Here is a 14,570-nt window from a genome sequence, read left to right on the forward strand (position 1 = left end):
GGGACGGATCGGCCGTGACGCACGTCTCCTCGACGCGTCACTGGACCGAACGCGAGGTCCCTGTGCTCGACGGGCCCCGCACGGCGCCGGTGGGACACTGGAGACGTGCAGACCGCCCACGGCCCGGACGGCGCCAGCACACGTGGCGACGTGGAGGCCGACCCGCCGACCGAACCCGTCGGCCCGCCCGTCACCGGTGGGGGCGACGCCGTCGCGCTCCCGCCGCCCCGCCGCGCGTCCGGCGGGGAGGGCGGCCTGATCCCGGATTTCGTCGACGACCCGGAGAAGCGGGCCCGCCTGCGCCGCATGAAGGTCGTGGCGCTGTCGTTCCTCTTCGGTGCCGCGATCATCTGGATCGTCTTCCTGGCCTGGGAGCGCAACGGCGGGCCTGCGTTCACGGGCTATGTACGCGCCGCGGCCGAGGCCGGGATGGTCGGCGGGCTCGCCGACTGGTTCGCGGTCACCGCGCTCTTCCGTCACCCGCTGGGCATCAAGATCCCGCACACGGCGCTCATCCCGCGCAAGAAGGACCAGCTCGGCGCCAGCCTCTCGGGCTTCGTCGGCGAGAACTTCCTGGCCCCCAAGGTCGTCGCGGAGAAGCTGCGCGCCGCCCAGATCTCCGCGCGGCTCGGCGGCTGGCTCACGACGCCCGGCAACGCCTCGCGCGTGACCGGCGAGCTCGCCACCGTCGTCCGCGGCGCGGTGACCGTGCTGCGCGACGACGAGATCCAGGCCGTCGTCGACCAGGCCGTCACCCGGCGCGTCGTCGCCCAGCCCTGGGGGCCGCCGATGGGCCGGCTGCTGGCCGGGGTGCTCGACGACGGGGCGCACCGCCGCGTCGTCGACCTGATCTGCGACCGCGCCTACGACTGGGTGCGCGACAACCACGACACCGTGATGGCGTTGGTCAGCAAGCAGGCGCCGAGCTGGTCGCCGCGCTTCGTCGACGGGCTGATCGGGGACCGGCTCTACGCCGAGGCGCTGTCGTTCGCCTGGGCGGTGAAGTCCGACGCCGACCACCCGATGCGCAAGGCCGTCGACCGCTTCCTCGTCTCCTTCGCCGCCGACCTGCAGGACGACCCGGACACCAACGCGCGGGTCGAGGACATCAAGCGCCAGCTCCTCGAGCACCCCGAGGTCCAGGCCCTCATCTCGCGCGCGTGGGCCACCGGCAAGGCGATGCTGCTCGACGCCGCCGAGGACCCGTCGTCCCAGCTGCGGCTGAAGGTGACCGACGGCGTCGCCCGCTTCGGCGAGCGCCTCGACACCGATCCCGAGCTCCGCGGCAAGATCGACGGCTGGATCGTCGACGCCGCCGGCTACGTCGTCGGCCGCTACTCGAGCGAGATCTCCACCCTGATCTCCGACACCGTCGCCCGCTGGGACGGCCCCGAGACCTCGCGCAAGATCGAGCTCCAGGTGGGCCGTGACCTCCAGTTCATCCGCATCAACGGCACCCTCGTCGGCGCCCTCGCGGGCCTGGTGATCTACACCGTGGGCGAGCTGCTCGTCTGAGTCGTCCCCCGGAAGTGTGTGTGGCAGCCCACGCGACCTGCGCAAGCACAGTGCTTGCGTCAGCTAGCACTCGTGTTAGCGTGGGTGTCAGCGAGTTCGGAGGAGGTGGTCATCGGTGTCCGGGACGGACGGGGTCGAGAAGATCGGCCAGGCCGTCGAGGACATCGGTGCCTACATCCGCCGGCAGCGCGAGGGCGCGGAGGTCAGCCTCCGTCAGCTCGCGAAGGTCGCGGGGATCAGCAACCCCTACCTGAGCCAGATCGAGCGTGGGCTGCGCAAGCCGTCCGCCGAGATCCTGGGTCAGATCGCGACCGGCCTGCGGATCTCCGCCGAGGCGCTGTACGTCCGGGCAGGGATTCTCGAGCCCCGGGAGCACTCCCCGGTGCTCGACGCCCTCGCGTCGGACACGGAGCTGACCGAGCGCCAGAAACAGGTGCTCACCGACATCTACGAATCGTTCCGTCGCGGCAACGCTGCCGAGACCAGCACCGCGACCGGGACCGACGACGCCGCGCTCGCCGTGGCCGCCATCGACGCTGCCGCCCCGGCAGTCGAGGCACCGGCCCCGCGCACGTCCTGACCTACCGCTCAGGCGCGCACGTCCCACACGTATCCAGGAGAGAGGACGACCATGGCTGTCACCTTCCCCACCAAGTTCGACGTCCGCGAGGTCCGCGACCAGGCCAGCAAGGCCGTCTCGGACGCCATCGACCCGCTGCGCCAGCCCGCGCTGGCCGTGCTGGGCCTCGGCGACGTGGCCGTCGCCGCCGCCCGTGAGGCCGCCGAGCGCGTGCAGTCCGGCGCCACCGAGGTGCAGGCCCGCGTCGAGGACCTCCCGGCCGAGGTCCAGGAGCTGCGCACCAAGCTGACCGCGGAGGACTTCCGCCGCCTGGTCGACAGCTACCTGGCCGCCGTCCGCAGCGTCTACACCGACCTCATCAAGCGCGGCGAGTCCGCGTACCGCGACATCACGTCGCAGCCGCAGGTCAAGCAGGCGCTCAACACGGTCGACCAGGTCTCGAGCGAGATCGAGGACCGCCTCGAGCACGCCGTCGAGGGTGTCCGCGTCCGCGGTGAGAGCGCTCTCGCCGGGGTCACCAAGCAGACCCGTTCGGTCGGCGAGCGCGCCGCCCGCACCACGCAGCGCTTCAGCGCGCAGGCCGCCGAGGTCGTCGCCGAGGCCGGCTCCGAGCTCTCCGAGGAGATCAAGGAGGCCGGTGACGAGGTGGCGTCCGAGACGCGCAGCACCACGCGCAAGACCGCCGCGCGCACCGCGCCGAAGAAGCAGGGCCCGAAGAACGCGCCGAAGTCCGCGGCCACCGCGGGCGGCGCCAAGCGGGCCCCCAAGAGCTGAGTCCCGCCACCGTGCGGTGACGCTCTGCTCGACACGACCCCGGGACGCTCCGCCGTCCCGGGGTCGTCGTGTGTCCGGGGGAGGACCGCGCGCCTGTCGCCCCGCTGCACGGGGCACGTATCGTGGTGGCGTGTCGGTGCTCTACAACCTCGATGGCTACGTGCTGCTGGTGCTGTGGCTCCTGGGGATCCCGGTGGGCCTGTACGCCTTCGTGCACGCCCTGATGCAGCGCTCCGACGCGTTCACGGCCGCGGACAAGCTGACCAAGCCCGTCTGGTGCGCGATCACCGGCGTCGGCCTGGCGATCCTCGCGATCTCCACCAGCGGCCCCTACAGCTTCCTCTGGCTCGTCGGCATCATCGCCGTGCTCATCTACATCGTCGACGTGCGCCCGCGGGTCATCGAGATCCAGCAGGGCCCGCGCTGGTGACGTCGCCGGCCGCCCTGGCCATCGCCGGGTCGCTGGAGCCGGTGCCCGCCCTCGAGCGGACCGACCTGCTGGCCGGGCCCGTCGTCGACGCCCTGCGCGCGCTGCCGACCGACGTCGCCGCCGACTGCCTGGTCGCGGCGATCGACCCCACGCTCGCCGACACCGCGGCGTTCTGCGAGGCCTACGGCTCGCCGCTGGAGGCGTCGGCCAACTGCGTCGTCGTCGCCGGCTCGCGCTCCGGCGAGCGTCGCTTCGCCGCCTGCGTCGTGCTGGCCACCACGCGCGCCGACGTCAACACCGTCGTCCGCAAGCGGCTCGACGTCCGCAAGGCGTCGTTCGCGCCGATGGACGAGGCGGTGGAGCTCACCGGCATGGCCCACGGCGGCATCACCCCGTTCGGCGTGCCGGCGTCGTGGCCCGTGCTCGTCGACCCCGCGGTGCTCGCCACGCCCGCGGTGGTGGTGGGCAGCGGCCGGCGCGAGAGCAAGCTCCTCGTCCCCGGTGCCTCGCTGGGTGCGTTGTCCGGGGCCGAGGCCCTCGAGGGCCTCGGCCGCTGACGCGGGTCCCGGTGGGAATCGGTCGTCCCCGAGCCCGCGGCGCCCCGCGTCGGCGTCACCGAGCGGGGCGTCCGCACGGTGACCACCGCGCCGCAGGGCTACGAGGGCGAGGGCTTCCCGGTGCGCCGCGCGTTCGCCGGCGTCGACCTCGCGCTGCTCGACCCCTTCATCCACATGGACCAGATGGGCGAGGTCGAGTACGCGCCCGGCGAGCCCAAGGGCACGGCGTGGCACCCGCACCGGGGCTTCGAGACCGTCACCTACATCATCGACGGCACGTTCGAGCACGCCGACAACCACGGCGGCGGCGGCTCGATCACCAACGGCGACACGCAGTGGATGACCGCGGGCGGCGGGGTGCTGCACATCGAGCGCCCGCCGGAGGCGCTCGTGGCGTCGGGCGGCCTCTTCCACGGCCTGCAGCTGTGGGTGAACCTCCCGCAGGCGCAGAAGTGGGTGCAGCCCCGCTACCAGGACCTCCGCTCCGGGCAGGCCGCGCTGCTGACCTCCGCCGACGCCGGGACGCTCGTCCGGGTCATCGCCGGCGAGATCGGCGGGCACGAGGGGCCCGGTTCGACCTACACGCCGATGACGATGGCGCACGCCTCGCTCGAGCCCGGCGCGGCGCTGCACCTGCCCTGGGACCCCGAGCAGAACGCGCTGCTCTACGTCCTGTCCGGCGACGGCACGGTGGGCGCCGAGCGGCGGCCGGTGCGCACCGGTCAGCTCGTCGTCTTCGGCCCCGGCGAGTCGCTGCGGGTCGCCGCGGATCCCGGGCAGGAGGGCCGGCACCCCAAGCTCGAGATCGTGCTGCTCGGCGGCCGCCCGATCCGCGAGCCGGTGGCCTGGGGCGGGCCGTTCGTCATGAACACCCAGCAGGAGGTCCGGGAGGCGATGGTCGACTTCCACGCCGGCCGGCTGGGCGCGATCCCCGCCGAGCGGGTCTAGCGGAAGACGACCGTCCGGCCCGCGTGCACCTGCACGCGGTCCTCGAGGTGGGCCCGCAGCCCGCGGGCCAGCACCAGCTTCTCGACGTCGCGGCCGCGGCGGACCATGTCCTCGGCGGTGTCGGCGTGGTCCACGCGGCTGACGTCCTGCTCGATGATCGGGCCGGCGTCGAGGTCCGCGGTGACGTAGTGGCACGTCGCGCCGACGAGCTTCACCCCGCGGGCGTGGGCCTGGTGGTACGGGCGGGCACCGGCGAACGAGGGCAGGAAGCTGTGGTGGATGTTGATGGCCCGCCCGGCCCACCGGTCGCAGAGCTCGGGCGTCAGCACCTGCATGAACCGCGCCAGCACGATCGCCGCCGGGTCGTGCTCGTCGACGAGGGCGGCGACCTCCGCGAACGCGGCGTCGCGTCCGGAGCGCGCCTCGTCGTCCTCGGCGCGCGAGGGGAACGGCACGTGGTGGAAGGGCACGCCGTGGGCCTCGGCGAGTGGGCGCAGCACCTCGTGGTTGCCCACGACCGCGCGCACGTCCATCTCGAGCTCACCGCCCCAGACCCGGCCGAGCAGGTCGTGCAGGCAGTGCGACTCCTTGCTGACCAGCAGCACCACCCGCGGCGGCTCGGCGGCGTCGCGCACCTGCCAGCGCACCGGGTCGCCGCCGGGCACCTCGAGGCCCGCGGCCACCTGGCCCATCACCACGCGCAGCACGTCCGCCCCGCCGGGCACCGAGGCGGCGTCCACGACCTGTCGCGTGACGAACCAGCCCGCCGCGGTGTCGGCGTGGTACGCGGCCTCGGTGATCGACGCGCCGAGCGCCGCGAGCCGCCCGGTGATCGTGGCGACGATGCCGGTGCGGTCCGGGCAGCTCAGGGTGATGACGAGGCGATGGGTCGCCATGGTCAGCGCTTCTCCAGCCGCCGGCGGGTGAAGGCGTCCTCGGCGTCGAGCAGCGCGCCGACCTGCTCGACGACGACCTTCTCGATGCGCCCGCCGACCATCGGCACCGACACCGTGGCCTCGCCCTGGATCTCGGTGACCGCGCCGCCGCCGGAGTCGGTGAGCTCCTGCGTGCCGGTCATCGTCCCGGGTAGGCCGCGGACCGTGACCTCGAACGTGCCGTCGTAGCCGCCGTCGGTGCGCACGCGCCAGGTCTCGACGCGGTCGAGGACCAGGTCGTCGCCGGTGAAGCGGCGGACCGCCGTCGGCAGGAACTCCACGGGTACCGAGTGGCGCAGCTCCAGCCGGGCGCCCGAGGCGTCGACGGAGTGCTCGACGAGAGCGGGGTCCTTGCCGCCGAGCTCCTCGAGGCGTGCCCGGAGGTGGTCGCCGTCGACGAGCTCCGCGTACACCTCCTCGGCGGGGACGTCCCAGGTGGCGCGGTGGGCGATGCGGGTCGACACGGGCGGGAGGTTACCGTCGGAGGCCGTGGCACCCGGTCCGACCGCTCAGACGACGCCCGCGGCGGGCGACGGCCCCGTCGACACCGACGCCGCGACGCTCCTCGCGCCCCACACGACACTCGGTCTCGGCGGCCCGGCCCGGCGTCTGGTCCGGGCGACGACGGCCGACGAGGTGGTCGAGCGGGCCCGCGCCGCCGACGGGGCGGGCGAGCCGCTGCTGCTCGTCGGCGGGGGCTCCAACCTCGTCATCGGCGACGCCGGGTTCGCCGGCACCGCGCTGCTCATCGACACCGAGGGCCACGAGGTCGTGCGCCGCGACGCCGACACCGTCGTCCTGCACGTCGAGGCCGGCCACGACTGGGACGCGCTGGTCGCCGACACGGTGGCCGACGGGTTCGGTGGGCTCGAGTGCCTCTCGGGGATCCCCGGACGCACCGGGGCGACGCCGGTGCAGAACGTCGGCGCCTACGGCGTCGAGGTCGGCGACCTCCTCGTCGACGTCGACCTCTACGCGCGCCGCACCGGCCGCCGTGGCACGGTCGCGGCCGCCGACCTCGGTCTCGGCTACCGCACCAGCCGCCTCAAGGGCGACCGCAACGTCGACGGCGAGATCGTCCTGGGCGTGCGCTTCCGGCTCACCACCGACGGCCTGTCGGCCCCGGTCCGCTACGCCGAGCTCGCCCGCGCCCTCGGCGTCGAGCCCGGCACCCGCGTGCCCGTCGCCGACGCGCGCGCCGCCGTGCTCGGGTTGCGCCGCGGGAAGGGCATGGTCATCGACCCCGCGGACCCCGACAGCCGCAGCGCGGGCTCGTTCTTCACCAACCCGGTGGTCGACGAGGCCTCCGCGGCCCGCGTCGCCGCCCGCACCGAGGCGGCGGGCCAGGTCCCGGTCACGGCGTGGCCGCAGCCCGGCGGGCTGGTCAAGCTCTCCGCGGCCGCCCTCATCGAGCGCGCGGGCGTCCCGCGCGGCCACCCGGGCGAGCACGCCCCGGCGCGGGTCTCCACCAAGCACACGCTCGCCCTGACCCACCGCGGCGGCGGGACCACCGACGACCTGCTGGCGCTCGCCCGCGACGTGCGCGACCGGGTCGACGAGGCCTTCGGCCTCGTGCTCGAACCCGAGCCCGTGCTCGTCTCCTGCGCCCTCTGACCGGATCGCGGCGAGACCCCTCTCACGATCACTGGGCCACCGGTGTGAGTGTGCCCGTGGCCTGACAACCGCTCCAGGGCCGTTCGCGTCATGCGTTCGGGATCGATCAGGAGAGGTGGCCCTCGGGGTGCGGGAACGCGTGCAGGGTGTGCTGGCCGTGGTGGTGGCGCTCGTCGCCGTCGCGGGAGTCGTCGCGGGATGTGCGGCTGCGGGCGCGACGCCCCGGTCGGCGGGGAGTGACGCGACGCAGCCCCCGACCGTGACGACGACGGCCGTGCCGGGGCGCGCCGACGTCGACCCGGGCGGCGAGATCAGCGTGACGGCGCCGGACGCCGCCCTGCGCGACGTCGCGCTGACCGGCGCGGACGGCCGCCCCGTCGCCGGGGCCGTGACCCCGGACGGCCACCGCTGGGCCACGACCGTGGCACTCGGCTACGGCAAGCCCTACACCTGGTCCGGTGTCGCGGTGGGCGCGGACGGGGCCACCACGCCGGTCGCCGGTGGCTTCACCACGGTGAGCCCGGAGCGGGTCGTGCGCGCACAGTTCGCGCAGCCCGACGACGCCACCGTCGGCGTGGCGGCGCCGATCGCCATCCAGTTCGACGGCCCGGTCACCGACAAGGCCGCCGCGGAGCGGGCCCTGCAGGTGCGCACGTCGGTGCCCACCGAGGGCTCCTGGGCCTGGTTGCCCGACGACGCGCTGGGCTCGCGGGTGCACTGGCGGCCGAAGGAGTACTGGAAGCCCGGCACCGTCGTCGACGTCGCGGCGGACCTGTACGGCGTGGACCTGGGCGACGGGGCCTACGGGCGCGAGGACCTCACCAACCACCTCACCGTCGGGCGCTCGCAGATCGTGCGGGCCGACGTCACGAGCCACCGGATGGTCGTGATCCGGGACGGCCAGCAGGTCATGGACGTGCCCGCGAGCTACGGGCTGGGCAGCGACCCCAACCGCATCACGCGCAGCGGGACCCACGTCGTCACCGAGAAGTTCGACAACAAGCGGATGACCAGCGCGCAGTACGGCTACGACCTCGTCGAGCACTGGGCCGTGCGCATGAGCAACAACGGCGAGTTCATCCACGCCAACCCGGCGTCGGCCGGGGCCCAGGGGTTGAGCAACGTCACCCACGGCTGCGTCAACCTCTCCACCGCCGACGCGCGGGCGTACTACGACACCGCCATCTACGGCGATCCCGTCGAGGTCACGAACTCCCCGGTCCAGCTCTCGGCCGCCGACGGGGACATCTACGACTGGGCCCTGGACTGGGACACCTGGCGCGGGATGTCGGCGCTGAGCTGATCCTCGACCCGGCGGGCCGTCGGGGTGCGGTGCCACGATGGTGGCGACGCACTGCCGAGAGGTTCGGGGGACGTATGGGTCGCGCGCTCGTCACGGTGCTCAGCGGGCTGCTGCTGGTGGTGCTGACGGCCTGCGGCTCGGGGGCGCCGACGTCCGGCGGGCCCGTCGCGTCCACCGAGGCGCCGCCGCCGGTCGGCGTGGCGGTCGAGCCGGCCGCGAACGCCGCCGACGTCGCGCCACGGGCCACGGTCGCGGCCACCACGGAGGGCTCGTTCACCGACGTCACGCTCACCGCCTCGCCGGGCGGTGCCGTGGCCGGCACGCTCTCGCCCGACCGGAAGCGCTGGACGCCGTCCGGCCCGCTGGCCTACGGCGCCACCTACACCTGGGGCGGCACGGCCACCGGGCCCGGCGGGAGCAGCTCGCCGGTCACCGGCTCGTTCACCACGGTCGCGCCCGGGCAGACCGTCCGGGCGACGCTGAACATCGGGGACGACCGCGAGGTGGGGGTCGCCGCGCCGATCACGATCCAGTTCGCGGCCCCGGTGGAGGACAAGGCGGCGGTGGAGCGGGCGCTGCAGGTGCGCACGTCGGTGCCCACCGAGGGCTCCTGGGCCTGGCTGCCCGACCAGGACGGCGGGTCGCGGGTGCACTGGCGTCCCAAGGAGTACTGGCGGCCCGGCACGCAGGTCGACGTCCGCGCGAACCTGCTCGGCACGCCGTTCGGCGGCGGCGCCTGGGGCCGTGAGGACCTCACGACGTCGTTCCGGATCGGCCGTTCGCAGGTCGTGCAGGCCGACGTCAACAGCTTCCGCATGGTCGTCATCCGCGACGGCCGGCAGGTGATGGACGTCCCCGCCAGCTACGGGACGGACTCCGACCCGAACCGCACCACGCGCTCGGGCATCCACGTCGTCACCGAGAAGTTCACCAACAAGCGGATGGTCAGCGAGCAGTACGGCTACGACCTCGTCGAGCGCTGGGCGGTGCGCATCAGCAACAACGGCGAGTTCATCCACGCCAACCCGGCGTCCACCGGCGCGCAGGGCTCCAGCAACGTCACCCACGGCTGCATCAACCTCTCCGAGGCCGATGCCCGGGCGTACTACGACACCGCCCAGTACGGCGACCCGGTGGAGGTCACCAACTCCGGGGTGAACTACTCGCCGAGCGACGGCGACATCTACGACTGGGCCATCTCGTGGGCGGAGTGGCAAGCGATGTCCGCGCTCTAGGTGGTGCGGTGGAAGCGCATCCCGGTGGCCTGGTCGCGGGGCTTGAGGACGATGGTGTCGAGGTTGACGTGCGACGGCCGGCTCATGGCGAACGCCACGACCTCGGCGACGTCCTCGGCGACCAGCGGCGTGATGCCCTCGTAGACCTTGGCCGCACGATCCTCGTCGCCCGCGAACCGCACGAGCGCGAACTCGGTCTCGACCGCGCCGGGCGCGATCTCGGTGACACGCACGGGCTCCCCGAGCAGCTCGCCGCGCAGGGTGCGGTGCATGGCGCCCTCGGCGTGCTTGGCGGCGGTGTAGCCGGAGCCACCGTCGTAGACCTCGAGGCCGGCGATCGAGGTGATGGTGACGACGTGGCCGTCGCCCGAGTCGATCAGCAGCGGCAGCAGGCCCTTGGTGACGCGCAGGGTCCCGAGGACGTTGGACTCCCACATCCAGCGCCACTTCTCCTCGTCGGCCTCGATCACCTTCTCGGTGCCCTTGGCGCCGCCGGCGTTGTTCACCAGGCCGCGCAGCGGGCTCCGCGGGGTGACGAGGTCGCTCACGCCGGCGACGAACGCGGCCACCGAGTCCGCGTCGGTGACGTCGAGGGGCAGGGCGGTGCCGCCGACCTCGTCGGCGACCTCGGTGAGGCGCTCCACGCGGCGCGCGCCGAGGACGGGGTGCCAGCCGTCGGCGGCGAGGGCGCGGGCGGTGGCGGCCCCGATGCCCGAGCTGGCGCCGGTGACGACGGCGAGGGGACGGTCGGTTCCCGGTGTCGGCGTGCTCATGCCCCGCACCCTAGGTCTGTTCGTCACGTGGTCCTCGGCGAGCCCGCGAGGGCCCGGCACACCTAAGCTGGCGGGGTGACCCCGGCGGCGACGACGGCGACGGCATCTCCGGCGACCCGTTCCCGTCCCCCGGGCCGGGTGGTTCGTCCGCATCCGGGGCGGCCCCGCCGGGTCGCGGTCATCTCGCTGCACACCTCACCGCTCGCCCAGCCCGGCACCGGGGACGCAGGCGGCATGAACGTCTACGTCGTGGAGACGGCCCGGCGGATGGCCCAGCGCGGCGTGGAGGTCGAGATCTTCACGCGGGCGACGTCGTCCGACCTGCCGCCGGTGGCCGAGCTGGCGCCCGGGGTGCTGGTCCGGCACGTCATCGCCGGGCCGTACGGCGGCCTCGGCAAGGAGGACCTGCCCAGCCAGCTGTGCGCGTTCACCGCCGGGGTGCTGCGGGACGAGGCCCGCCACGAGCCGGGCTGGTACGACGTGGTGCACAGCCACTACTGGCTCTCCGGGCAGGTCGGGTGGCTCCTGCGGGACCGCTGGGGCGTGCCGCTGGTGCACACCGCGCACACCCTGGCCAAGGTCAAGAACGCGTCGCTCGCCGACGGCGACCGGCCCGAGCCGCTGTCGCGGGTGGTCGGCGAGGAGCAGGTGGTGGCCGAGGCCGACCGCCTCGTGACGTCCACGCAGGCCGAGGCGGACGACCTCGTCGCCGCCTACGGTGCCGACCCCGCCCGCGTCCGCACCATCGCGCCGGGCGTCGACCTGCGCACCTTCACCCCCGCGCCCGACCGCGACGCCGCCCGCGCCGCCCTGGGGATCCGGCCCGAGGACACGGCGATGGCGTTCGTGGGGCGGATCCAGCCGCTCAAGGCGCCCGACGTCCTGCTGCGCGCCGCCGCGACGATGCTCGCGCGCCGCCCGGAGCTGCGCGAGCGGCTCGTCGTCCTCGTCGTCGGCGGTCCCTCGGGCACCGGGCTCGCCGAGCCGGAGTCGCTGGTGGCGCTCGCCCGGGAGCTGGGGATCGCCGACGTCGTGCGTTTCCTGCCGCCCCGCCGCGGCGAGGAGCTCGCGCAGGTCTACCGCGCCGCCGACGTCGTCGCGGTGCCCAGCTACTCGGAGTCCTTCGGTCTCGTCGCCCTCGAGGCGCAGGCCTGCGGCACCCCGGTGGTGGCCGCCGCCGTCGGCGGGCTGCCCACCGCGGTCGCCCACGAACGCTCGGGGCTGCTGGTCGACGGCCACGATCCCGGGCACTGGGCCGACGCCCTCGAGCGCGTCGGCCTCGACCGGGCCGGGCGTCAGCGGTTCTCCGCCGGCGCCGTCGAGCACGCGGCGATGTTCTCGTGGGACCGCACGGCCGACGCGCTGCTCGCGACGTACGCCGAGGCCTCGCGGGCGAAGGACCGCGACCGGACCCGAGGGATGGCGGTGTGAGCTCCCCTTCCACGGACGAGCTGGAGAAGGTGCTCGTCGACGCCCTCGACGAGCGCGAGCTGACCTATACCCGGCCGGGTCCGGGACGGTTCTTCGTGACGCTGCCGGGCACGAAGAAGCTCGCCACGCACTGCTGGCTGGTGCTCACGCCCCACGCGTTGCTGGTCGAGGCGTTCGTGTGCCGGCACGTGGACGAGAACCTCGAGGAGGTCTACCGCTTCCTCCTGCAGCGCAACGCCCGGCTCTACGGGGTGCACTACACGATCGACCGGGCGGGCGACATCCACCTCGTCGGGCGCGTGGCGCGCCACGCCGTGGTCGACGAGGAGATCGACCGCATTCTCGGGCAGGTGCTGGAGGCCGCCGACGGCGACTTCAACACCCTGCTCGAGCTCGGCTTCGCCACGTCGATCCGCCGCGAGTGGGCGTGGCGGGAGTCGCGGGGGGAGTCGCTGGCGAACCTCTCGGCCTTCGCGCACCTGGTGGAGGGCCGCGACTGAGCCACCGGGGCCACCGGGGCCACCGGGCCACGCCGCCGGCGTGGGACGGGGGGCATCCGACGCCGGCGGCGGGCGTCCAGGGCGCTCGCACAGGCGAACGGGCACACGTGAGCCACGCCTCGGCCGAACCGTGGGGTCGAATCGGCTTCTCGCGCTCACTGTCCCACCACGCAAGACGGGGGGCAAGACGCCGTCATACGGCCGAACGGGTGACCGTCCGGGCCGTCAACCCCGCGCCCGGTCACAGAGAGACCATGCGAGAGGGCAGACGATCGGCCGTACCGACAGGTAGGTTTACCGACGCATTGCCGTCCCGCGCTCAGCGAGGAGTTCCCGCATGGTCGTCCGCAGCCCGTACGCCGACGTCGACATCCCGGACGTGGGACTGCCGGAGTTCCTCTTCGGCGACCTGAGCGATGCCGACGCCGCCCGCGTGGCGGTCATCGACGGATCGTCCGGGGCGCAGACGACGTTCGGCGAGCTCGCCGGAGCGATCGACCGCTTCGCGGCCGCCCTCGGCGAGCGGGGCCTCGGCCGCGGCGACGTGATCGCCCTGTTCGCGCCCAACAACGCCTACTACCCGGTCGTCTTCCACGGCGCCCTCGCCGCGGGCGTCGCGGTGACGACGATCAACTCGCTCTACACCCCCGACGAGCTCGCCTTCCAGCTGCGCGACTCCGGCGCGAAGATGCTGGTCACCATCAGCGCGTTCCTCGACCGGGCCCGCGCCGCGACGGAGCAGGACGGCGTCGTCGTCACGGAGACCGTCCTCATCGACGGCACCCGGGACGACGCCGGCACCCCGCGGCCCGAGAACGGGCTCGCCGACCTGCTGTCGACCACGGCCGAGCGCCCGCAGGTGCGGGTGACCGGCGACGACGTCGCCGCGCTGCCCTACTCCTCGGGGACCACCGGGCGCGCGAAGGGTGTGGTGCTCACCCACCGCAACCTCGTGGCGAACCTCATCCAGTTCCAGGCGCTCAACGCGAGCACCGACGCCGACTCGAAGATCCTCGCGGTGCTGCCGTTCTTCCACATCTACGGCATGACCGTGATGATGAACCACGGCATCTACGTCCGGGCGACCGTCGTGACGATGCCCAAGTTCGATCTCGCGGAGTTCCTGCGGATCATTTCCGAGTTCCGCGTCGACCGCGTCTACATCGCGCCGCCGATCGCCGTCGCGCTGGCCAAGCACCCGATGGTCGACCAGTACGACATCGACTGCGTCGACATCGTGTTCTCCGGCGCCGCCGCGCTCGACGCCGAGCTCGGGCACGCCGTCGGGAAGCGGCTGAACTGCACCGTGCTGCAGGGCTACGGGATGACCGAGCTCAGCCCGGTCAGCCACGCCATGCCGCAGGACCGTCCCGACATGGACCTCAACTCGATCGGCGTCGCGCTGCCGAACATCGAGTGCAAGCTCGTCGACCCCGAGACCGGCGAGGAGGGTTCGCGCGGCGAGCTGTGGGTCCGCGGTCCCAACGTGATGCGCGAGTACCTCAACAACCCCGAGGCCACCGCGGAGACCCTGGACGCCGACGGCTTCCTGCACACCGGCGACGTCGCCACGGTCACCGACGAGGGCGTCTTCCACATCGTCGACCGCGTCAAGGAACTGATCAAGTACAAGGGCTACCAGGTGCCGCCGGCCGAGCTCGAGGCGCTGCTGCTGACCAACGACGGGATCGCCGACGCCGCGGTCATCGGGGTCAAGGACGCCGAGGGAGAGGAGATCCCCAAGGCGTTCGTCGTCCTCCAGCAGGGCGCGCAGCTCTCCGGCGACGACGTCATGGGCTTCGTGGCCGAGCGCATCGCCCCGCACAAGAAGGTGCGGGTCGTGGAGTTCATCGACCAGATCCCGAAGTCGGCGTCGGGGAAGATCCTGCGCAAGGACCTCCGCGCTCGCGAGCAGGCCTCCGCGTAGGGCCCCCGACCCGCTGCTTCGGGTCTCTGACCTGCACGAACGCCGGAT

The 14,570-nt window shown here is 73.6% G+C and carries 15 protein-coding genes; 12 read left to right on the plus strand and 3 right to left on the minus strand.

Annotated elements, in window-relative coordinates; genetic code table 11:
- Positions 1 to 306: 306 nt before the first annotated feature.
- From OG774_RS23590 to OG774_RS23615, 6 genes are all read left to right on the plus strand, one after another.
- Positions 307 to 1,515, plus strand: a complete 1,209-nt coding sequence (locus tag OG774_RS23590; protein WP_328311109.1) for a DUF445 domain-containing protein — start codon at positions 307 to 309, stop codon at positions 1,513 to 1,515.
- 115 nt (positions 1,516 to 1,630) lie between these two features.
- Positions 1,631 to 2,095 (plus strand): helix-turn-helix domain-containing protein, encoded by a 465-nt coding sequence (locus OG774_RS23595; protein ID WP_328304812.1) that lies wholly within the window; start codon positions 1,631 to 1,633, stop codon positions 2,093 to 2,095.
- A gap of 51 nt (positions 2,096 to 2,146) precedes the next feature.
- Positions 2,147 to 2,869: a hypothetical protein gene (locus tag OG774_RS23600; protein WP_328304813.1), complete on the plus strand. Its 723-nt coding sequence runs from the start codon at positions 2,147 to 2,149 to the stop codon at positions 2,867 to 2,869.
- Between the two features lie 130 nt (positions 2,870 to 2,999).
- Positions 3,000 to 3,299, plus strand: coding sequence for a DUF2516 family protein (locus tag OG774_RS23605; RefSeq protein ID WP_274190949.1), 300 nt, complete (start codon positions 3,000 to 3,002; stop codon positions 3,297 to 3,299).
- The gene (locus OG774_RS23610; RefSeq protein WP_328304814.1) at positions 3,296 to 3,856 is read left to right on the plus strand and encodes a YbaK/EbsC family protein; all 561 of its coding nucleotides are present in this window, start codon (positions 3,296 to 3,298) and stop codon (positions 3,854 to 3,856) included. Before OG774_RS23605 ends, OG774_RS23610 begins: the two co-directional genes overlap by 4 nt.
- A gap of 78 nt (positions 3,857 to 3,934) precedes the next feature.
- The gene (locus OG774_RS23615) at positions 3,935 to 4,804 is read left to right on the plus strand and encodes a pirin family protein (protein WP_328304815.1); all 870 of its coding nucleotides are present in this window, start codon (positions 3,935 to 3,937) and stop codon (positions 4,802 to 4,804) included.
- Here the strand turns inward: OG774_RS23615 and purU are convergent.
- Both purU and OG774_RS23625 read right to left on the minus strand, forming a co-directional pair.
- Positions 4,801 to 5,700, minus strand: a complete 900-nt coding sequence (gene purU, locus OG774_RS23620; protein WP_328304816.1) for a formyltetrahydrofolate deformylase — start codon at positions 5,698 to 5,700, stop codon at positions 4,801 to 4,803. The two genes, OG774_RS23615 and purU, sit on opposite strands and share 4 nt — an antisense overlap.
- A gap of 2 nt (positions 5,701 to 5,702) precedes the next feature.
- On the minus strand, positions 5,703 to 6,203 hold the full coding sequence (locus OG774_RS23625) for a DUF2505 domain-containing protein (protein WP_328304817.1): 501 nt from the start codon (positions 6,201 to 6,203) through the stop codon (positions 5,703 to 5,705).
- A gap of 25 nt (positions 6,204 to 6,228) precedes the next feature.
- On the opposite strand from OG774_RS23625, the gene OG774_RS23630 reads away from it, so the two are divergent.
- The 3 genes from OG774_RS23630 to OG774_RS23640 all read left to right on the plus strand — a co-directional run bounded on the left by OG774_RS23630 (position 6,229) and on the right by OG774_RS23640 (position 9,891).
- Positions 6,229 to 7,353: a UDP-N-acetylmuramate dehydrogenase gene (locus tag OG774_RS23630; protein WP_328304818.1), complete on the plus strand. Its 1,125-nt coding sequence runs from the start codon at positions 6,229 to 6,231 to the stop codon at positions 7,351 to 7,353.
- 115 nt (positions 7,354 to 7,468) lie between these two features.
- The gene (locus tag OG774_RS23635; protein WP_328304819.1) at positions 7,469 to 8,656 is read left to right on the plus strand and encodes a L,D-transpeptidase; all 1,188 of its coding nucleotides are present in this window, start codon (positions 7,469 to 7,471) and stop codon (positions 8,654 to 8,656) included.
- Between the two features lie 74 nt (positions 8,657 to 8,730).
- The gene (locus OG774_RS23640; RefSeq protein WP_328304820.1) at positions 8,731 to 9,891 is read left to right on the plus strand and encodes a L,D-transpeptidase; all 1,161 of its coding nucleotides are present in this window, start codon (positions 8,731 to 8,733) and stop codon (positions 9,889 to 9,891) included.
- Here OG774_RS23640 and OG774_RS23645 read toward each other — a convergent pair.
- Complete coding sequence (locus OG774_RS23645; protein ID WP_328304821.1) at positions 9,888 to 10,664, minus strand: SDR family NAD(P)-dependent oxidoreductase; 777 nt, start codon at positions 10,662 to 10,664, stop codon at positions 9,888 to 9,890. The genes OG774_RS23640 and OG774_RS23645 overlap by 4 nt on opposite strands.
- Positions 10,665 to 10,802: 138 nt before the next feature.
- Between OG774_RS23645 and mshA the strand changes: the two genes are divergently transcribed.
- From mshA to OG774_RS23660, 3 genes are all read left to right on the plus strand, one after another.
- Complete coding sequence (mshA, locus tag OG774_RS23650) at positions 10,803 to 12,095, plus strand: D-inositol-3-phosphate glycosyltransferase (protein WP_328304822.1); 1,293 nt, start codon at positions 10,803 to 10,805, stop codon at positions 12,093 to 12,095.
- Positions 12,092 to 12,595 (plus strand): YbjN domain-containing protein, encoded by a 504-nt coding sequence (locus OG774_RS23655; protein ID WP_328304823.1) that lies wholly within the window; start codon positions 12,092 to 12,094, stop codon positions 12,593 to 12,595. Before mshA ends, OG774_RS23655 begins: the two co-directional genes overlap by 4 nt.
- Before the next feature lie 337 nt (positions 12,596 to 12,932).
- Entirely contained in the window at positions 12,933 to 14,522 is a 1,590-nt protein-coding gene (locus tag OG774_RS23660) for an AMP-binding protein (protein ID WP_328304824.1), read from the plus strand.
- The last annotated feature ends 48 nt before the right edge of the window (positions 14,523 to 14,570 follow it).

The sequence above is a fragment of the Actinomycetospora sp. NBC_00405 genome, assembly GCF_036044095.1.
Lineage (GTDB): Bacteria > Actinomycetota > Actinomycetes > Mycobacteriales > Pseudonocardiaceae > Actinomycetospora > Actinomycetospora callitridis.